Source organism: Pseudoruegeria sp. HB172150, from assembly GCF_013184805.1.
Taxonomy (GTDB): domain Bacteria; phylum Pseudomonadota; class Alphaproteobacteria; order Rhodobacterales; family Rhodobacteraceae; genus Psychromarinibacter.
In genome coordinates, this window is sequence record NZ_JAATNG010000006.1 from 16,344 (window position 1) to 35,873 (window position 19,530).

Consider the following 19,530-nt stretch of genomic DNA (forward strand, 5'->3'; position numbering starts at 1 on the left):
CTTGAGAATTTTCAGTTCCGTTCATCCCTTGACCCCCGTCATCGCGAAGCTTTCGACGATCTGGCGCTGGGCGATCACGTAGACGATGATCACCGGCACCACGGCGAGGCTGGTCGCCGCGAGTTGCAGGTGCCAGAGCGGCATACCGTAGGGGTCGGTGAAATTGCCGAGCGCAAGCGGCAGAGTGAATTTCTCGAGCGAGCTGAGGAAAACCAGCGGCTCGAGAAACAGGTTCCAGGAATGCAGGAAGGTGATGATCGCCACAGCGGCCAGCGCCGGGCGTGACAGGGGCAGGGCGATGCGCCACCAGATCCCGATCCGGCTGAGCCCGTCCAGTTCGCCCGCGTCCTCAAGGTCCTTCGGCAGTGCCATGAAGTACTGGCGCATGAGGAAGGTCGCAACCACACCCTGCGGTCCGAACACTGGCAGCAGGATCAGCGGCACATGCGTGTCGGTCAGGCCAAGCCACCGGATCAGGAAGAAGTTCGGAATGATCGTCACTTCCTCGGGTACCATCAGCGCCGACAGCAGGAACACCACCAGAAGGACGGAACCGGCGAACCGGATCCGCGCCAGCGCATATCCCGCGAGCGACGACACGATCAGCGTCAGGCCAGTCACGACCAGCGCGATATAGATCGAGTTGAAATATTGCCTGGCGAACGGCTGGTACTCGAACACCTCGACAAAGTTGCGCCACCGCCAGACATCGGGCAGCAGGGACGGCTGCCCGAATATCTCGTTGGCGCTCTTGAAGCCCGAGCTGACCATCCAGAGGAATGGGAAAACGAACGGGATCGCCACGATGGACAGGCTGATGACCCAGCAGATCCTCTTGATCCGTTGCTGCTGGCGATAGGTCACAAGGATCCCCTCCGCCGCAGCAGGATCTGCACCAGCGTCAGAGCCAGAACGATGAAGAACATGATGATGGCCAGCGCAGAGGCATAGCCGACGTTGAAGAACTCGAAAGCCTGCTGGTAGATGTAGAAGGCCAGCACGAGGGTTCCGTTCTCGGGGCCGCCGCCGGTCATCAGGTAGATGTGGTCGAAGACCTTGAACGAACCGATCATGGTGATGACCACGATGATCAGCGTCGCGGGCGCGAGGTTCGGCCAGATCACCATGCGGAAGATCTGCCAGTTCGTGGCGCCCTCCAGCCGTGCGGCCTCGGAAAAATCGCGCGGAATTGCCTGCAGCGCGGCGATGTAAAGGATCATGTTCAGACCCACCATCTTGATGACCCGGGTCACGATCACCGCGAACATGGCCCAGTTGGGTTCGCGCAGCCAGTTCGGTCCGTCTATGCCAACTGTGGCAAGGATCTGGTTCACCGCGCCCGCTTCGCCCTGCAACAGGAATTTCCAGACAATTGCCCACGCCACGGCCGACGTGACGACGGGCGCGAAAAAGATTGTCCTGAAGACGACAACGCCCCGGAACGGACGGTAAAGAGACATTGCCAGCGCCAGCGCCAGCGCGATGTTCATGGGCACGAGACCAAGGGCAAAGACGACCGAGTTGCGCATCACGTGCCAGAAGTCGGGATTCCGGGTAAGCGCGTCCTGGTAGTTGGCCCAGCCCACAAAGGTCGATGTCTGGCTGAGCATGTTCCACTCGGTCGCGGAGTAGAACACCACTGCAATTAGCGGGCCGAGGAAGAACACCATGAAGCCTGCGACGGTAGGGCTGACGAACAGCCATGCCGTCAGCATTCCCCGCATCTTCAGGGAAAGTCCCGGCGCACGTTCGGTGCGCCGGGGGTCGTTCACGGTCGAAGGTTTCAAGGCCCGATCCGTATCAGAGTTGCGGTGTCACGACGGCGCAGACATCCGCCATCGCTTTCTCGACATCCGCATCTGGCCGCCAGTAGGTATCCATCCGCGGCTTCATCGCTGCCTCGATCTGCGGCAGCTTCTCGTGGCTGGGAAGGATGGAGCCATTGGCGATCGCGTCGGCGACAACCGCCATCTGCTCGGGCGGGATCAGCGCATTGCTTTCGACGAAATCCGGGCTGTTCAGAATGGATTTGCGTGCCGGGGGGAAGAACTGCGCCATGATCTTCACGTTTTCCTCATTGGTCATGTGCGCAAGAAACTCGGTAGCGACTTCCTTGTTCTTGCCCTGTGCAAAGACGGCGATGCCGGCCTGACCGATGGCCGGAGACTCGCCTGCCGATCCCGCGGGCAGGGGCGCAAGACCCCATTCGAAGGGCCCCTCGGCCAGCTTGGACGCCCGGGAAATCTGGCTGACCGTCATCGCGGCACCGCCCGAGAAGAAGTCGCCCTGTTCGCCCGGCGGGACAATCGAATGATCGACGTGGATCATGTCGTGCAGCTGCTTGACCGCGGCGATCGCCTCGGGCTCGCTGAAGCCGCATTTGCCGTCACGCCACGCAAAGCCGCCATTGGCGCGGATCGACGGCATGATGGCGTGCATCATGCGGGCGTCGTAACCCTGACCGTCTTTGAACTCGAACCCGTAAGCGCCATTGTCGGCCTCTGCCAGCAGCTTCGAGACCTCCTGGAACTTGTCCAGTGTCCACTCGCCCTTCTGCGCCAGTTCCATCGGCGTTTCGACACCGGCTTCGTCGAACATCGTCTTGTTGTAGAAGATCAGCAGAGGCGAAGTGGAGAAGGGGATGCCGTACACCGCGTCTCCGTCGACCCAGAGACCCATCGCGGGCTCTGAGAAATCGCCATAGTCATAGTCGGCATCGGCACGCAGCGCCTCACCCACGTCTTCCAGCACGCCTGCATTGATAAAGGCCGGTGCGGCGTCCTCCATGATCCAGCCAAGGTCCGGGATATTGCCGCCGGCGAGCTGGAACGTCAGTTTCTGGGTGTAATCCGCCGCCGGGATCGTTTCGAACCGAACGGTGACGTCCGGGTGCGTCTCGCGAAATGTGTCCGCGATTCCATTCAGCATCGCCAGATGCGCGTCGTTGCCCGTCCAGACCGTGAACCGAAGCTCCTGTGCTGTGGCGGGGGCCGCAAGGCAGATCGCAAGGGCGAAGCCTCCGGCAGTCAAATGTCTTATTCCGTTCATGATCAATCTCCTCCTCAGATTGGTTGGACAGTAGGTGCCGGTCTTTAGCCTGACCGGCTCTGTGGCAGAGCGCCGGGCGGGTCGCCGATCGACCAGCCGCCGTCTACGGGGATATCTGCACCGTTCACGTAGCCACCCGCATCAGAACAGAGCATCAGAATGGGGCCAATGCAGTCCTCGGGCAGGCCGGGGCGGCCTGCCGGTATCTTCGCCGTGATGGCGGCAAAGGTTTCAGGATCCGCATAGACGCCGTCATTCCGAGCGGTCCGGATTGCCCCCGGCGACACGCTGTTCACAGTGACGCCGCGCGCGGCGCTGTCTCGGGCAATGGCCCACAGGGCCGTGCGCTGCGCGGACTTCATGGCGGCGTAAACGAGCGTCTCGGACCTCGGCCGCGCGGCCATGATACTGCCCATTGCGACGATCCGGCCCCAGCCGCGATCCATCATCGGAGGGATCAGTGCCTGCGCCAGTCGGATCGTCGCTGTAAAGTTGGTGGCGACGTGGCGGTCAATCTGGGCGGCGTCAATCTCGGTCCAGCGCATCCGGTGTTCGACGGCAGCGTTCAGGATCAGTATGTCGACGGGTCCGCCGGACAGGGCCTCATGTGCGATCCGCTCAGGTCCCGTATCGTCGGCGAAATCGCCCTCAACCAACGTGACGCTCACGCCTTCCCGCTGGGCTTCGCACATCAGTTCGGTGGCGCTTTTTGGCTCGTCTAGGTGGTGTATAACCAAATCCGCCCCGGCCCGTGCCAGCGACAGAGCAACCGAGCGGCCAATACCGGACGTCCCCCCGGTCACAAGAGCACGTCGCCCGTCAAGCCGAAACGGGTGCGCCTCAGGCATCGGAGTCGTCCTCCTGACCGAGCCTGTCAGCGACTTCGAGCGACGCGATGTCGGCAGCGGCGTAATGGGCCTCGATCGCCTTGCGCGTTCCTTCCTCATCGCCGGCGACAATCGTGTCCTGGATGGTTTCGTGCCGCTCGACAGTGGCCAGCCAGTCGGCCGCCGTACGGCTGGCACGGGTGGAGAACAGGCCAGACACTTCGCGCTGGATGGCGCGAAGCCCTTCCATCTGCATCTGCAGCATCTCGTTCCCGGTGGCGGCGGCCATTCCGAAGTGAAAGGCCACATCAGCCTCGGTAAATTTCTTGGGATTCTGCAGCGCCTTGTGCATGTCTTCGGTCGCGGCCTGCATCATCTGCAGCCCGCGCTTCCCGCGGCGCTGGGCGGCCAGGCGGGCAATTCCCGTCTCGACCACCATCCGCATCTCGTTGGCTTCCCGCAGGCGCAGGAGACTGGAGCGCACGGCATAACCGTAAAACCTGTTCAGCGGCTCCCCATCCATCGCCTTTGCGCGGGCCAGCTTGCCCGGATGGGTTTCGATCAGGCCCGCCGCGGAAAGATTGCGGAGGGCTTCGCGCGCGATGGGTTTCGAGACGCCGAACTCGCTCGCGATCTTACCTTCCGACGGCAGATCCTCTCCCGGCGCGATCCTTCCATCCAGCAACAGCTGCGCGATCGCGTCTGCGACCGAATCCGCAAGACGCTTCGGAGTTGCTGAAATTGCTGAGAAAAGCGGAGTTTCTGACACGTCTGAGGTTCCGTACTGGGTTCTTGCCTGAACCAGATTAGCATGCTACCTACCAACCTAGCAACTAGGTTGTAAAGTGGCGACCTTAAGCACCAATTCAAAAAGGCGGAGATCGACGTGCCAGAAACGATTCCTCAGACTTCGATGTCCGAAGCGATGCGCCAGGCGCTTGTTCTCGCTGATCCAAGGCTCAGCAGGTTCGACCCCATGCGCAGGATCATCAGCCACGATGATTTCTCGAACGGCCACTGCGGCTGGTCGCAGCTTGTCGGCAACTATGAGGATGATCTCGACACTATGCTCCCGGGCTATGCCCAGCACACCAGTGCGATGCTTTCGACACTCGGTCATTGGGACGCGGGATCTCACGGGGGCTACGACAGTTCATATGCCCTGAAGGTCGCGACGCGGCCAAGGGCAGGAGCCCAGAATGTCGCCATCAAGCGGCTCACCACCCGGCACCGTTCGCCGATCAGGTTCGAGATGTACTTCACCTTCAAACCCGAGGCGAACGAGCTGAAACTGTCAGAGACCGACGTGCGTTCTGTCGGCTTCCTGTTCGACCTTCAGGGCGGAGATCAGGACAACGATTCCGAGCGGGTGATGCCGCATCTGCGGTTTCTCAATGCCGAAAACGGGCGACATCTGCAGAAATGGCAGTTCAAACGTGAAACGACGGCATTTCGCAAGATCGGGACCGAAGACAAGACCGAAAGCCACTATCACCTGGCGAACGACGGCTGGATGGACCTGCCAGACGGCGAGCAGAAACTCTGCTACAACGAGATCGCCACGAAGGTGAACTGGAGCTATCTGCGCTTTGATTTCGACCTTCGAAGCATGAAGGCGCTGGAGTTCCAGTGTAACGACCGGGTTTTCGACATGTCCGGGTTCGAGTCGATCCGCATCCCGGCCATGAAGAACCTTTGGTGCATGCTGAACTTCTGCGTATTCGCCGAGACGGACACGGCGAAGCGGACCTTCCTATACATCAACTCCGTTTGCATCTCGGGGGATTTCTGATGCTGCCCGAGAACATTACCGCCGTCATCGCCCGCAACGAGACCTGGACGGGCGTGTCCACGACCGAGCCTTACGAGGCCGGATGGGCACGGGAGGTCGTGATGTTCGTCCGGGCTCTGAAGGACCCTGTGGGCGACCAGAAAACTGCGTCGGTCGAGATATCTCCTGACGGTATGCACTGGATGCAGGAAGGCACTGACATTGAACTGCCCAAACGAAAGAACGAAGTTTCCGCGGCTCGCATCAGTCATTTCGGCAACTGGCTGCGGCTCCGTGCGACGATGCCGGACGGGACCTCGACGACCGTTCTTGTGACCGTGCACGCCAAGGCTTAGTCGCCACTGGTTCAATGCAGTGCTGGTGACCTCAAAGAGCGAGCACGCATGGCACGAGTTTGAATTTTGGTTGCTATCGTGTGGAGCCCGTGAGCCCAGAATCCAAACTGCCAACGGGTTGCGCGATCAAAACTTCGATCGAAGCGGCAAGCGATAACAGCCTCAAGTCGTCGCTTCCGGTCATCTGCAGGCCGACCGGGAGGCGGGACGCTCTTCCAACTGGCAAGCTCAGCGAGGGATGGCCGGTGAGATTGGCAAATCCACTGGCAAGCATCTCGCTGTCGCCGCCATCTGCGATCTCGGGATCTTCGTGCGGCGCAACGAATGGCACTGCCGGTGAGACCAGCGCATTCACGCCCGCCAGGGCTGCATCGACGGCGGCGCGGACCCTCGACTGTGTGCGGCGCGCCTCCACATAAGTGGTCGCGCTGATATCGAAACCCGCCTCGATCTGCCGCCGCGTACCGGCGGCGTAACCGCCGGGATTTTTCGAGTACAGATCCCGATGGATAACGGATGCCTCGGGCAGCAGTATGTCGAGCAGCGCGGCGTTGGCTTCGCCAAGTTCTGGGATATGGACTTCGACCAGATCCACGCCTGCACGCTGAAGTCGCTTCAGCACGTCATCCATGCATGTGCCAACATCGAGATTGCCGGCGTCGCGCGGAAAATGCTGTCGCAGAACGCCCAGTCTTATCCTGTTCGCCGGAACTTCCGATAGGGCAAAAACGTGCCCTGCGAGCGCGCCTAGAACAAGGGCCGCATCGCCTACGGTTCGCGCCAGCGGTCCGGCGTGGTCGAGCGTCCAGGACAAGGGAAAGACAACATCGAGCGGCACCAGACCATAGCTCGGTTTGACGCCCACGATGCCGCAGTAGGCGGCAGGAATGCGGATCGAGCCGCCCGTGTCGGTTCCGATGGCGGCAGGCACGATGCCATCCGCCACGGCTGCCGCGGAGCCGCCGCTGGACCCACCCGCGGTGCGCGACGGGTCGTGCGGATTGTTGGTCTGGCCTATCTCCGGATGGGCAATACCGTAGGCATATTCCAGAAGCTGCGTTTTGCCGAGGATAACCGCGCCCGCCGCGCGGAGCCGGGCGATCAGCAGCGCATCGCTATCGGCCATGGCCGGTTCGATCACACGGCTGCCATAGCCGGTGAGTGCTCCACGGACCTCGATCAGGTCCTTCACGGAAATCGGGATTCCGTGCAGCGGGCCGCGATCGATACCCGCGCGCAGTTCCGTGGTCGCAGCATCTGCGGCGGCGCGGGCCTGATCCGCCATCGGGTCCGCGAAAGCGTTCAGCACCGGGTTGCGCTCTGCGATCCTTTCGAGTGCAGCTTCCACGACATCGCGAGGTGTGGAGGTTCCGGACCGGTAGGCCGCGGCGAGTTGGGCGATATCGCCCTGCGCGCTCATGCCAGCGCGGTTGCAAGTCGCTCCAGCAGGCGAACCCAAGCGATCTGGCCGGTGCGAAAACTCGAAAGCCGGAAGAACTCATTCGGGGCGTGGTAATCCTCGTCCGATGTCGCGAACGAGAAAAAGACACAGCCAGTCCCGAGTTGGCGGGCGAAAACCTCGCCAATTGGTACTGTCGCACCCATGGCCACCCGCAACGGTTTCTGGCCCAGCACTTCCTCAAGCACTTCCTCCGCAACAGAGAGGCCGGGCAGGGCAGGGTCCAGCGCGAAGGCGGCAGAGCCGGGACCATGCCGTCGGACGGACAGACGATACCCAGTCGGGAGCACGCCGCGCAGATGTGTCTCGATTGCTCCTGCCACCGCGGCGGGATCTTGCCCTGCGACGAGCCGGCAAGTGATCTTCACTGTCGCTGTATCAGGTATCACCGTCTTTGTTCCGTGCCCGGTATACCCGCCGAATATCCCGTTGAACTCGAGCGTCGGTACCAGCCACTGCCGCTCCAGCAGCTCCCTGCCGGAGGGTAAAGGATCAGGACGCTCGGCACCGATGGAGTCGTAGTATTCGCCGGTGTCGAAACCTGCCGCCTCAATTGCACGTGCAATCGCGGGATCAGGATCCTTAACACCATCAGTGAAACCGGGCACGGCGACCATGCCGTCGGCGTCATGCAGGGTCGCCAGCATCGCGGCCAGCGCGCGGATCGGGTTCGGTGCCGAGCCGCCATGCCGCCCCGAGTGCAGATCCTTCGCCGCACCTTCGACGGTGACGTCCAACGCGGTTAACCCTCGGCTTGCCACGGTCACAGAGGGCAGATCGGGCCGCCACATGGCGCCGTCGGCCGACACCACGAGATCGCAGGCCAGCCGGTCCCGCAGCCGCGCAACGGTTGGGGCGAAATGCGGGCTGCCGGATTCCTCCTCGCCTTCGATCAGAACCTTGACGTTCAGGGGCGGCTTGCCGGCCGTTTCGGCGAAAGCACGCAGCGCAAGGATCGCAACCGAAAGCGGACCCTTGTCGTCCGACGCACCTCTTGCATAGAGCCGGTCGTCGCGCACCTCAGGTTCGAAGGGCGCACTGCGCCACTTGTCGAGCGGGTCGGGCGGCTGCACGTCATAATGGCCGTAAACCAGGATCGTCGGAAGGGTGTCGTCATGCACCCATTCCGCAAGTACCGCAGGGTGGCCGCCCGTCTCGATGACTTCAACAAACGGAAAACCTGCCTCGCGCAGCCTGTCCGCGGCAAAGCTTGCGCCCGCGGCGATGCCATCGGCATAGGCGGGGTCGGCGCTGACGCTCGGAATGCGGCAGAAAGCCTTGACCATTTTCAGCCCTTCAGCCTCGTGAACGGCCAGCCAGTCCTCCGCGCTGCTCATTTGCCGCCATCCACGCCCAGTGTCTCCCCGGTAATCCAGCCGGCTTGATCGCTGGCAAAAAACAGCACTGCGTTGGCGATATCCTCTGCCTTGCCCAGCCGTCGCATTGCGATCCGCTCCAGTAAGGCGGCCTGGCCGCCCTCGCCCATGGCCTCCCACTGTTTTTCGGTCGTCGGGTTCGAGCGGACGAAACCGGGTGCGATGCAATTCACCGTGATGCCAAACGGTCCGAGCTCATGCGCAAGCTGGCGGGTCAGGCCGATCTGCCCCGCCTTGGCGCTGGCATATGCCTGGATACCGGTCAGGCTGACGGTTCGGCCGGCGCCGCTGGAAATCATCACCACGCGGCCATACCCCTTCGCTTTCATCGCCGGCACCACCGCCTGTGTTGCCCAGAAGGCGCCGGCGAGATTGGCGTCGAAGATCGCCTGCCAGTCCGCCGCGTCGATTTCCTCGATCGGCCTGCCGACCTGTCCGCGGACCCCGCCCGCGCAATTTACGAGAATGTCCGCGTCGATTGCGTCCAGCGCCGCATGCACGGCACTGCGGTCGCCAAGATCCAAAGTGACCGCCCGACAGGCCCCGCTGGAAAGGCTTGCGGTTTCCGCCAGCCCGTCCGTATTGATATCGACCGCCACCACATCCGCTCCGTCTTCGGCAAGTGCCAGCGCGATGGCCCGCCCAATTCCGTGGCCCGCCCCGGTGACGACGGCGCGCCGGTTGTCGAAGCGTATCTTCATGCGCCTGCCCCCTCGGGCTCCGCGAGTTCGTTCAGGTTCTCGCGCGCTAGTTCCCGGCGGCCTTCCTCGATTTCATGAATCATCGATGTCAGCCGCGATGTCAGCGGGGTAGGCACGCCGATCCGCGCTCCGGCAGCCGTGATCGCGCCAAGCTGCGCGTCGGCCTCGGTCTTCCGTTTGCGGATCGCCAGATCGCGCCAGATGCCGGAATGAGATTTCGCCGACCGGCGGTTGTGCGCCACCATCTCATCGAACGACCGGTCCAGCGCGGCCGATGCCGCCCCCGGTCGGAATGCGTCCGGCGAAAAGCCATCGAAACCCTCGGTGCGTATATCCTGCGCGGCAGCGACCGTGCCAACCTCTTGTCCGAGCCGCGCAAGGACGGGGCGGGCGGCGGGATTGTCCAGCACGTCGGCAATGCTGTCATCGGTCAGCGCGGTGGCAAAGAGGAGGGCACCGTAGATCAACTTGCCCCAAAGAAATCCCCAGATGTTCACCGTGGCGATTGCGTTGGGCTCGAATTGCGACAGAAGCGCATGGATTTCCTCGAGACGAGGCGTCTCGCTGCCGTCGATCTCTCCCACCACCACGCTTCCGCGGCCGCTGTAATGTACTACGCCGGGCGACAGGTAGTCGGCGCCAAAGTTGACAAAGCAGCCAACGGTGCGCTCGCGTCCCACAGCCTCGGCGATCTCGATCTCGTTGAGGCCGTTCTGGGCCGACACCACGAACCCATCCGCCGCGATATGAGGCGCCATCGCCGCGATGGCGCTTCTGGTGTGAAGTGCCTTCACGCAGAGAAAGCCTCTGCGGAACGTACCGTCCAATTCGCTTGGCTGGAATGCCGGGGCGCGAACCGTGTCGGTCCAGATAGGTCCTTCGATCTTCAGGCCGTCACGGCGTATTGCGGCGATATGGTCGGTGGCGGAGTCGACAAAGACCACATCTTGGCCGGTGCGAAGGAAGGCAGCGCCCAGCGTGCCGCCGATGGCGCCCGCTCCCCACACCAGGATCGGTCCGTCCTGAGCGGTGGTCATTCCCACGGGCCCTCCATCAGCGCCCGGGTCTCGGCGACGCCGGTATCCCAGATCGCCTGCATCTCTTCGTCCGAACGTTGATAGTAACCGCCAAAGTTGCCGTCGCCCAGGTATTTGCGCACTCCGGCCGGATCCATCGCGCGCATCCTCGAAAGGTCGATCATCGGTTTCTGCTGGGTCGGCAGATCGCCGGGAAGGCGGGTCCAGGGGAAGTTTTCCATCCAGCTGGCATGGCTGGCGACCGGGTCGATGTCCTGCACCTTCTGGAACGTATCCGGCGCGTTCCACCAGTTGTGAAACTTGACCGAGGTGCCAGGATGATCCGCCATCCACTCGATGGCGTAGGCTCCGGCGGGCGCGTTGCCGCCGTGACCGTTGACAATAACGATACGGCGGAAACCCTGTGCGTACATGCCATCGAGTATATCGCGAACCAAAGACACGTAGGTCTCGACCCGCAGGCTGATCGTGCCGGGAAACGCGGTAAAGTACGGCGTCAGACCATAGGCGACCACCGGAAACACGGGGATTCCCAGCGGCTCGGCGGCGTCGAGCGCGATCTTCTCGGCCAGGATCGAGTCGACTGACAGCGACAGACCGGCATGCTGCTCGGTACTCCCCAGCGGAAGCACACCCAGATCATCGGACTTCAGGTAATCCTCGACCTGCTGCCAACTCATCTCGGAAATCTTCATAACGCTTCCTTCCTTTGGCGCTCCGACGGGGAGGCTTCGTCCAATGAGGCCCTGACCTGGTCGAGGCGCGGAAGCACAAGGCGGGCCACGTCGCCAGGGTCGGGGATATGCCGGTATTCGATGTGGGTTGCATCCGGCCGAGCGTGTTCGGCTGCGGACTCGGCGCCGGTTGAAAGGACCAGCACGTCGGCCTCTGCGACAGCGCGGACGAGACCCGGTGCATCCATACCCATCGCAGTCACGTTGGCGACATGAGGAGCGAAGCGGCGGACACCCATCTCCAGCACCGGCAGGAAGTCGGCAAAGCGCGACACGACCGCAATTCGCGCAAGAGGATCGAGCGAGGCGAGGGCAAGCCGTGTGGATTCCGCAGGTATGAACCGCAGCGAGACAATTGGCGTATTGGGTGCCAGCAGGGCAATGCGATCATGCTGGCTGGAAAACGTCATGATCAGATCGCTGGAACGCATCAGGGCGATCTCGTCCTCACTTGGAATGGAAGGCAGGATCATGGGTGTGATGGTCGCCCTGTCGCCCAGCTGCTCGGACACGCGCGCCGCATAACTGCGGGTGGCGGCATCGAACAAGCCGACCATCAGGTACCTCGGTTTGAGCGCACCGGCAGCGCGGCGGATCGTTCGTGCGGCGAGCATCGCAACGATGTCCGCGGCCGACAATCCTCCTGCCGATGCACGGTCGATTACGGAGTCGGTTTCGGCCAGCAAAGACGCGATTTCACCGCTCGCGGCAAACCTGGCAAGTGCGCAGTCTGCAACGAAGGTGCCCGCGCCGACCCGAGCCTCGACCAGCCCGGAATCCTTCAGTTCCGCGTAGACCTTGCTGACCGTCATGGGCGCTACTCCGGCCATTTCCGCGAGATCGCGAACCGAAGGCAGAGGGGCTCCTGCAGACAGTTCGCCTGTGGATATCCGGTGCACGAGAGTTGCGCGAATCTGCTGACGGACCGAAATCCCCAAAGACCGGTCGATATCGAGGCCGATTGCCGGGCTGCTGTTTTCGTTCTGCATAAATAGTACACTTTTTAGGATTCTTGGCTCGTTGAATGGCAGTTTATGGGTCTCTCAAAGGAAAATCCAGCAAACTGTATCATTGACTGAGGTCGATTTCAGTGGAACGCTCTTAGCAAACATAACATTCGGCAAAACCAACAGGAGGTCTATGATGAAGAACCTAACCCTTACAGCGGCCTGTATCGCTGCCCTCATGACGGCAGGCACTTCTGCCGTCGGTCAGGAGCGAGGCGGTGTCATGACCTATGGCCGCTATGCCGACTCGCTGTTTCTCGACCCGGTTCTCAACGACGCCAACGTCGACATCTGGATCCTGTCGAATATGTACGACACGCTGTTGCTGCCCTCGGCTGACGGCAAAAGCGTGGAACCTGGCCTCGCTTCCGAATGGAGCGTCGCCGATGACGCAATGTCCGTGACCCTGACGCTCCGGGACGGCATCATGTTCTCCGACGGTTCGCCGATAACGGTTGAAGATGTGATCTGGTCGCTCGACCGTGCTCGCAACCCCGACAATGGTATCTGGAATTTCCTTCTGGCGTCGGTCGACACCGTCACGGCTCCCGACGACAAAACCATCATGTTGACGTTGAAACAGCCAGATCCGGCAATTGTCGCGGCGCTTACAGTCTTCAACTCCGCGATTATGCCGCAGAAGGCCTTTGAGGAATCCGAGGGCGAGACGATGGCCGAGAAGGCCGAAAACTTCGGTACGCACCCCATTGGGTCCGGCGCCTTCGTTCTGGAAAGCTGGGATCGCGGTGCCACCATGAAGCTGGTCCGCAACGAATATTACTGGGCAGACGGCGAGGACGGAGAAAAACTGCCCTATCTCGATGGAGTGACCTTCGAGGTGATCCCGGACGATGCCACCCGCATTCTGCGCCTGCAGTCTGGAGAACTGGATGGTGCCGAGTTGATCCCCTTCGCCCGTGTCGCGGAATTGCAGAGCGATCCGAGCATCAACATGGAACTCTTTCCGTCGACCCGGGTGCAGTACATCACCATGAACGTGCGTGAAGACATCGCGGGCGAGGACAACCCGCTCTCCGACCCGAATGTGCGCGAAGCGATGAACTATGCGGCAAACAAGCAGGCGATCATCCAGACCGTCACCTTCGGCGTCGGCAAGCCCATGACCACATTCATGTCTTCGGCCACACCGCTGGCCACTGATAACGGGCCGCTCTATCCATATGATCTGGAAAAGGCCAAGGGGCTGATGGCCGAGTCGGAATACCCTGACGGTTTCACGACCTCGATCCTTGTGCTTGCAGGCAACCAGGACGAGATCGGCATCGCCACCGCGCTTCAGCAGATGTGGAGCCAGATCGGCATCAACATGGAGATCCAGCAGGTCGACAACGCGACCCGAACCGAACAGTACCGCGAAGGCTTGTTCAAAATGCGTGTAGCCGCCTGGACCAACGACATCGCCGATCCCGGCCAGATCACGTCTTACTTCGCCTATTCGCCGACGATCGATGCCCTTCACTCGGGATGGAAGAGCGAAGAGGTCGATGAGCTTTACGAGGCCTCGCAATCCGAGGTCGACGAGGCAAAGCGTGGCGAACAGTACGCGCGGATACAGGAAATATTCAACACCACAGGGCCGACCGTCCCGCTGTACGAGACGCCTTATCCGGTAGCATTGCAGGAGGGAGTGCACGGATTCGTGCAGATTCCGCTTGGCAACAACATCTTCCGTGGAGCCTGGCTGGAAGATTAGGCTTGATCATGGCGGGGGCGTCCGCGCCCCCTCCCTTTACCCGGACAGAAAGAACAAGGAGCAGATCCGCCCGTGTCGATGCCTGAATTCATCGCCCGCCGGCTGCTACAGTTGATTCCGACGCTGATCTTCATTCTCGTGGTCGTGTTCGCGCTGGTGCGCCTGCTTCCGGGCGATCCGGCGAGCGCGATCCTCGGTGACCGCGCGATCGACGCGGATGTCGAGCGCATCAACCGCGAGCTTGGCTTGGACAAGCCCATTCCGGTGCAGTTCTGGGTCTTCGTGAAATCCTTCGCAACGGGCAACCTCGGAAACTCGATTACCCTGAAGCTGCCAGTATCGCAGCTGATCGCAGACCGCCTTCCGATCACGATGCTGCTGACCTTCATGGCCGCCGTCATATCGCTTCTGATGGCGGTACCTCTGGCCTTCGTCGCAGCACTCAAACGTGACCGGCCGCCCGACAGCATCATAAGAGGCGGGTTCCAGGTGGGGCTGTCGATGCCGGTCTTCTACGTCGGCCTCATACTGCTGACGATTTTCGGAGCAAAACTCCGCTGGTTTCCGGTCGGCGGTTACGGCGACGGATTCCTCGATCACGTCTATCATCTCTTCCTGCCCGCCGTGACGCTGGCGCTGTCGCTTTCGGCCATCCTGATGCGAAACTTGCGTGCGGCGATCATTGGCGTGCTGGACGCCGATTACGTCAGCTTCGCCCAGTCGAAAGGGCTTGCGACCCGGCTGATCCTCTATCGGCACATCCTGCGCAATGCGCTGATCTCGACCCTGGCCCTGTTCGGCCTGTCGATTGGTACGCTGCTGGGCGGCGCCGTCATTACAGAGACCGTTTTTGCCATTCCTGGCGCCGGCCGCCTCATGGTCGACAGCATATATGGCCGTGACTACCCGGTAGTGCAGGGCCTCACGGTCGCGCTGGCAGTACTGGTTTCGGTCACGTTTCTCCTGACCGATCTTCTGCAGGCGTGGCTCGATCCGCGGATGACCAAGTGACCGACACCGCCCGCCCGGAAACCCCCGTACCCTCACGCGGTCGCGCCGGTCTGCTGTCCCGCCTCCCGCGAACGTTCATGTTCGGCGTCCTGATCCTTGGCACACTGGTGCTGATCGCAATCTTCCCCGAGTTCTTCGCGCCCTACGATCCCCTGGCATTCGACTATTCGGCCGTGCTCCAGCCGCCGTCTGCTGCACATCCATTCGGCACGGACAATTTCGGCCGGGATGTGCTCAGCCGCGTCATTCATGCCAGCACGATCAACCTTCAGATCGCGATCTTCGCGACGATCACGCCTTTTGTATTCGGCACACTCCTGGGTGCGGTGGTGGGCTATGTCGGCGGCATTGCCGAAACGATTTTCGGACGGGTGGTCGACGCAGTCATAACCTTCCCGTTCCTCGTCCTGGTGATCGCCATCGTCTCGGTCCTCGGCCCGGGCCTTGTGAACATGTATATCGCGGTGGGTCTGGTCGGCTGGGTATTCTATGCCCGGATCATCGCCGCCGAGGTGAAGGTGCAGAAACGGCTCGACTATGCCGACGCCGGCCGGGCAATGGGGTACACCCACACGCGGATTGTGTTCCGCCACCTGCTTCCCAATTCGGTCACACCTGCCATCGTCTACTGGATGACAGACATGGCACTCGCCATCCTGCTGGGATCGAGCCTTGGCTATCTGGGACTCGGTGCGCAGCCGCCGGCGGCGGAGTGGGGCGTGCAGATCGCGGAAGGCAAGAACTTCATGGCGACCGCCTGGTGGATCTCGGTGTTTCCCGGCATCGCAATCGTCATTACCGGTCTCGGTTTCAGCCTCCTCGGGGACGGGCTTGCGGACCTGCTGAGGACACGGAAATGAGCAGCGAAACCGTCCTGTCCGTGCGTGGCCTGACCGCCAGTTTCGGTCAGGGAGACAGAAAACTGACCGCCGTGAATGGCGTGTCCTTCGATGTCCGAAAGGGAGAGGTGCTGGGTCTCGTCGGAGAAAGCGGTTCCGGCAAAAGCGTCACTCTGCGCGCGCTGACGCGGCTCCTGCCGGAGGGCGCAGAGGTCACGGGCCAGGTCATGTGGCGTGGGCGGGATCTTGTAAGTCTGCCGCCAGCGGCGCTGCGCCAGGTGCGCGGTGGTCAGATTTCGATGATTTTTCAGGAACCTATGACCGCGCTCAACCCGGTTCTTCCCGTTCGCGTGCAGATCGAAGAGAACCTGCGCGCCCATACCGGGCTGGATGCCGCGGGGCGGAAAGCGCGCTCGCGTGAGCTGCTGGACCTTGTCGGCATACCTGACGCGGCGCGGCGGCTGAACGAATACCCGCACCAGTTCTCCGGCGGGATGCGCCAGCGCGTAATGATCGCAATCGCGCTGGCCAGCGACCCAGATCTGTTGCTGGCGGACGAGCCGACTACCGCGCTCGACGTCACCATACAGGATCAGATACTGAACCTGATCCTCGACCTTCGGGACGAGTTGGGAATGTCGGTCGTGTTCGTCACGCACGACCTGGGTGTGGTAGCCCAGATCTGCGACCGGATGGCGGTGATGTACGCCGGCCGCATCGCCGAAGAGGGGCCCGTCGCCGATGTTCTGGCGCAGCCGCACCACGCCTACACACTGGGACTGTTGGGCTCGGTGCCCCATGCTGGCGGCGAACGCCGGCCATTACATTCGATCGAGGGCACGCCGCCGGGGCTGGCGGCCATCCCGCCTGGCTGCGCCTTCAACCCCCGCTGTGGATTCGCCACATCCGAATGCCGCCAGACACTGCCGCAACTGGTGCCTTCCGGTCCCGCGCGCCAGGCCGCCTGCCACCATAGAGACCGTGTCGCTGACGAGACCACCGTGCCAATTCCCCGCGCCGCCGGTTCCGGGGGCGGCCGATGACTACGCCATTGCTCACGGCAGAAGCAGTGTCGAAGGATTTCCTGTTTGCCCGCACGATTGCCGAGCGCTTCACCGGCCGGCCCGCCCGCACGGTCCACGCGCTGAACGGCGTCAGCCTTGAGGTGCGGCGCGGCGAAACTCTGGGCATCGTCGGTGAATCCGGCTGCGGCAAGTCTACTCTGGCCCGCTGTCTCGTGCGCCTGCACGAATGCGATGCCGGCCGGGTGACGTTCGAGGGAGCCGACATCGCGATGCTGTCGGGCGCGGATCGCCGCGCGTTCAACCGGCGGGTTCAGATGATCTTTCAGGATCCGTATTCTTCACTCAATCCCCGGATGACAGTCCGCCAGATCCTGGCCGAGGCCCTTTCGGTGCACGGCATGGTTCCACGCGACAGGGTCGATGACCGGATTGCCGAGCTTCTGACGCTGGTGCGCCTGCCACAGGACGCTGCGACCAAGTACCCGCACGAATTCTCGGGCGGACAGCGCCAGCGCATCGGCATTGCCCGTGCCCTTTCGGTCGAACCCGAAGTGCTGGTGGCGGATGAATTGGTCTCGGCGCTCGACGTCAGCGTGCAGGCACAAGTGGTGAACCTGCTGCTGGAATTGCAGGAACGCCTGGAACTGACCCTGGTCTTCGTAGCCCATGACTTGCGGCTGGTACGGCATATTTCCCACCGCGTCGCGGTTATGTACCTCGGCCAGGTAGTTGAGGTCGCTCCCACCGAGGAGCTGTTCGAGCGCCCGCGACATCCCTACACGCAGGCCCTTCTGAAGGCCGCGCCTTCACTCGATCCATCCACGCGAACACGTAAGGTGGCCGCAAAGGGCGAACTGCCCAGCCCTTCCAATCTGCCGTCAGGCTGCCTGTTCCACACCCGCTGCCCTCATGTCTTCGACCGCTGCCGCAGCGACGCGCCCGGGCTGACATCGCGCGGCCCGGGGCATGTGGCAGCCTGCCACTTGGCCAACCCCGGCATAGAAGGACCCGCATGAGCTACACAGACTTTCAGGAGCGGATTGCAGGGATCAACGATGTTCTCTGCACGCTGAATCTCCTCGCCTGGGACAGCCGCACGATGATGCCGCCCGGCGGGATTGATGCGCGGGCAGAGCAGGTCACCACGCTGACCACGCTCGCGCGCGAATTGGCGACGGGAGAGGGGATGCGACGCGCGCTCGACGGCGCCAGGGAGGAGCTTGACGGGACACCGCGCGAAGACCTGCGCCACCGCGCAGTCGCGCTGGCAGAGCGCGAAATCGCCACACTCTCCGCAGTTCCACCCGAAATCACGGCTGAAATGGCCGCGCTCAAGACTCGTGCGCATGGCGCCTGGGTCACCGCACGCGCAGCCAACGATTTCTCCGCCTACGCACCGGTTCTGCAGCGCATGATGGAAATGCAGCGGACCGTTTCGGCGGCGATCGGGGGCGGAGAGCATCCCTATGACCCGCTGATCGGCCAGTTCGAACCGGGGATGACATGGGCCGGGCTCCAACAGATCTACGACCGTCTCAAGCAGGGGATCCGACCGCTGATTGACCGCGCCCGCGCTGCCGGTGCGCCGCGCCACGATTTCCTCGAACGCGGCTTTCCTATCCCGCAGCAGAAGGCGTTCGGCCTGAAAATGGCAGAGCGCATGGGATACGACCTGAACCGCGGTCGCTTGGACGACACCGCGCATCCGTTCGAGATCTCGTTCACGCGGTCCGACGTGCGCATCACCAGCAGGTTCCGCGAGTCCTGGCTGCCCGGCGGCACCTTCGCGCTCTGGCATGAAGCCGGCCACGGCATGTACGAGCAGAACGTGGCGCCGGAGCACAGCCGCACGATTTTCGCCACCGATCTGGTGAATCTCTACGCTGTGGGCGGGGCGAGCTTTGGGATGCACGAGGCGCAAAGCCGGATGTGGGAGAACCGTGTCGGGCGCTCTCCACAGTTCTGGCAACTGCATTTTGGCGAATTGCGTGACCACTTTCCCGACCAGCTGTCGGATGTCACCCACGACGAATACTGGCGCGCCGTCAACCGGCTGCGACCGGATTTCATCCGCGTCGAGGCTGATGAACTGACCTACGACATGCACATCATCCTGCGCTCCGAGATCGAGGCAGCCCTGATGGAAGGCAGCCTTGCAGTCGCTGACCTGCCCGCAGCCTGGAACGCGGCAATGAAGGACCTGCTGGATCTCGACGTGCCTGATGACACACGCGGCGTTCTGCAGGACGTGCATTGGTCGCATGGCTATGTAGGTTCCTTCCCGACTTACACGCTTGGTAACATCATGTCCTCGCAACTCTTCGCAGCCGCATGCCGGGCCCCCGGCGTAGCCGAGGGCCTTGAGGTGGGCGACTACGCGCCGCTGCACACCTTCATGCGTGACAACGTCTGGCGCCACGGCCGCGCTTCTACCCCGGCAGAGACGCTGGAGCGCGTCGCAGGAGCGCCGCTCGATCCCGGCCCCTATCTGTCGGATCTCTCTGACAAGGTGGAAGGTCTCACGGCATGAATTGGTCCGAAGATTGGTCCAGTGCTTCTGGATGCCGCTTGCCACGAACCTGATCGTCGCCAGAAGTGCGAAATGCCTCCGCCGAAGTGGCCCAC

General features: G+C 62.4%; 19 protein-coding genes. 8 read left to right on the forward strand and 11 right to left on the reverse strand.

Annotated elements, in window-relative coordinates; all coding sequences use genetic code 11:
* Positions 1–21 precede the first annotated feature (21 nt).
* Genes HCO70_RS20515 through HCO70_RS20535 form a run of 5 tightly spaced genes read right to left on the reverse strand, consistent with a single transcriptional unit; the run spans position 22 to position 4,644 of the window.
* Positions 22–864 carry a carbohydrate ABC transporter permease gene (locus HCO70_RS20515; protein ID WP_172299720.1) on the reverse strand — a complete coding sequence of 281 codons (843 nt, stop codon included), beginning with the start codon at positions 862–864 and terminating at the stop codon, positions 22–24.
* Positions 861–1,772: a carbohydrate ABC transporter permease gene (locus HCO70_RS20520; protein ID WP_216665552.1), complete on the reverse strand. Its 912-nt coding sequence runs from the start codon at positions 1,770–1,772 to the stop codon at positions 861–863. Before HCO70_RS20520 ends, HCO70_RS20515 begins: the two co-directional genes overlap by 4 nt.
* A gap of 28 nt (positions 1,773–1,800) precedes the next feature.
* Entirely contained in the window at positions 1,801–3,048 is a 1,248-nt protein-coding gene (locus HCO70_RS20525; RefSeq protein ID WP_172299722.1) for a sugar ABC transporter substrate-binding protein, read from the reverse strand.
* Between the two features lie 44 nt (positions 3,049–3,092).
* Complete coding sequence (locus HCO70_RS20530; RefSeq protein WP_172299723.1) at positions 3,093–3,896, reverse strand: SDR family NAD(P)-dependent oxidoreductase; 804 nt, start codon at positions 3,894–3,896, stop codon at positions 3,093–3,095.
* Entirely contained in the window at positions 3,889–4,644 is a 756-nt protein-coding gene (locus HCO70_RS20535) for a FadR/GntR family transcriptional regulator (RefSeq protein ID WP_371742287.1), read from the reverse strand. Before HCO70_RS20535 ends, HCO70_RS20530 begins: the two co-directional genes overlap by 8 nt.
* A gap of 117 nt (positions 4,645–4,761) precedes the next feature.
* On the opposite strand from HCO70_RS20535, the gene HCO70_RS20540 reads away from it, so the two are divergent.
* Positions 4,762–5,667: a DUF6772 family protein gene (locus tag HCO70_RS20540; protein WP_216665554.1), complete on the forward strand. Its 906-nt coding sequence runs from the start codon at positions 4,762–4,764 to the stop codon at positions 5,665–5,667.
* Complete coding sequence (locus HCO70_RS20545) at positions 5,667–6,002, forward strand: hypothetical protein (RefSeq protein ID WP_172299724.1); 336 nt, start codon at positions 5,667–5,669, stop codon at positions 6,000–6,002. Before HCO70_RS20540 ends, HCO70_RS20545 begins: the two co-directional genes overlap by 1 nt.
* A 73-nt stretch (positions 6,003–6,075) precedes the next feature.
* Here HCO70_RS20545 and HCO70_RS20550 read toward each other — a convergent pair whose 3' ends face one another.
* Genes HCO70_RS20550 through HCO70_RS20575 form a run of 6 tightly spaced genes read right to left on the reverse strand, consistent with a single transcriptional unit; the run spans position 6,076 to position 12,298 of the window.
* Positions 6,076–7,422: an amidase gene (locus tag HCO70_RS20550; RefSeq protein WP_172299725.1), complete on the reverse strand. Its 1,347-nt coding sequence runs from the start codon at positions 7,420–7,422 to the stop codon at positions 6,076–6,078.
* The gene (locus HCO70_RS20555; RefSeq protein ID WP_172299726.1) at positions 7,419–8,798 is read right to left on the reverse strand and encodes a dipeptidase; all 1,380 of its coding nucleotides are present in this window, start codon (positions 8,796–8,798) and stop codon (positions 7,419–7,421) included. The genes HCO70_RS20550 and HCO70_RS20555 overlap by 4 nt, the downstream gene beginning before the upstream one ends.
* A complete protein-coding gene (locus HCO70_RS20560; protein WP_172299727.1) occupies positions 8,795–9,538 on the reverse strand; it encodes an SDR family NAD(P)-dependent oxidoreductase in 744 nt (247 codons plus the stop codon). Before HCO70_RS20560 ends, HCO70_RS20555 begins: the two co-directional genes overlap by 4 nt.
* Complete coding sequence (locus HCO70_RS20565) at positions 9,535–10,575, reverse strand: ketopantoate reductase family protein (RefSeq protein ID WP_172299728.1); 1,041 nt, start codon at positions 10,573–10,575, stop codon at positions 9,535–9,537. The genes HCO70_RS20560 and HCO70_RS20565 overlap by 4 nt, the downstream gene beginning before the upstream one ends.
* Positions 10,572–11,270 carry a creatininase family protein gene (locus tag HCO70_RS20570; RefSeq protein WP_172299729.1) on the reverse strand — a complete coding sequence of 233 codons (699 nt, stop codon included), beginning with the start codon at positions 11,268–11,270 and terminating at the stop codon, positions 10,572–10,574. The genes HCO70_RS20565 and HCO70_RS20570 overlap by 4 nt, the downstream gene beginning before the upstream one ends.
* A complete protein-coding gene (locus HCO70_RS20575; protein WP_172299748.1) occupies positions 11,267–12,298 on the reverse strand; it encodes a GntR family transcriptional regulator in 1,032 nt (343 codons plus the stop codon). The genes HCO70_RS20570 and HCO70_RS20575 overlap by 4 nt, the downstream gene beginning before the upstream one ends.
* Before the next feature lie 154 nt (positions 12,299–12,452).
* Between HCO70_RS20575 and HCO70_RS20580 the strand changes: the two genes are divergently transcribed.
* From HCO70_RS20580 to HCO70_RS20605, 6 genes are all read left to right on the forward strand, one after another.
* On the forward strand, positions 12,453–14,030 hold the full coding sequence (locus HCO70_RS20580) for an ABC transporter substrate-binding protein (protein ID WP_172299750.1): 1,578 nt from the start codon (positions 12,453–12,455) through the stop codon (positions 14,028–14,030).
* Between the two features lie 78 nt (positions 14,031–14,108).
* Positions 14,109–15,041: an ABC transporter permease gene (locus HCO70_RS20585; RefSeq protein ID WP_172300008.1), complete on the forward strand. Its 933-nt coding sequence runs from the start codon at positions 14,109–14,111 to the stop codon at positions 15,039–15,041.
* Positions 15,038–15,901 (forward strand): ABC transporter permease, encoded by an 864-nt coding sequence (locus HCO70_RS20590; RefSeq protein WP_371742289.1) that lies wholly within the window; start codon positions 15,038–15,040, stop codon positions 15,899–15,901. Before HCO70_RS20585 ends, HCO70_RS20590 begins: the two co-directional genes overlap by 4 nt.
* Positions 15,898–16,923 carry an ABC transporter ATP-binding protein gene (locus HCO70_RS20595; protein WP_172299752.1) on the forward strand — a complete coding sequence of 342 codons (1,026 nt, stop codon included), beginning with the start codon at positions 15,898–15,900 and terminating at the stop codon, positions 16,921–16,923. The genes HCO70_RS20590 and HCO70_RS20595 overlap by 4 nt, the downstream gene beginning before the upstream one ends.
* Positions 16,920–17,921, forward strand: a complete 1,002-nt coding sequence (locus HCO70_RS20600; RefSeq protein WP_172299761.1) for an ABC transporter ATP-binding protein — start codon at positions 16,920–16,922, stop codon at positions 17,919–17,921. The genes HCO70_RS20595 and HCO70_RS20600 overlap by 4 nt, the downstream gene beginning before the upstream one ends.
* Positions 17,918–19,435 (forward strand): carboxypeptidase M32, encoded by a 1,518-nt coding sequence (locus tag HCO70_RS20605; RefSeq protein WP_172299763.1) that lies wholly within the window; start codon positions 17,918–17,920, stop codon positions 19,433–19,435. Before HCO70_RS20600 ends, HCO70_RS20605 begins: the two co-directional genes overlap by 4 nt.
* Positions 19,436–19,530 lie beyond the last annotated feature (95 nt).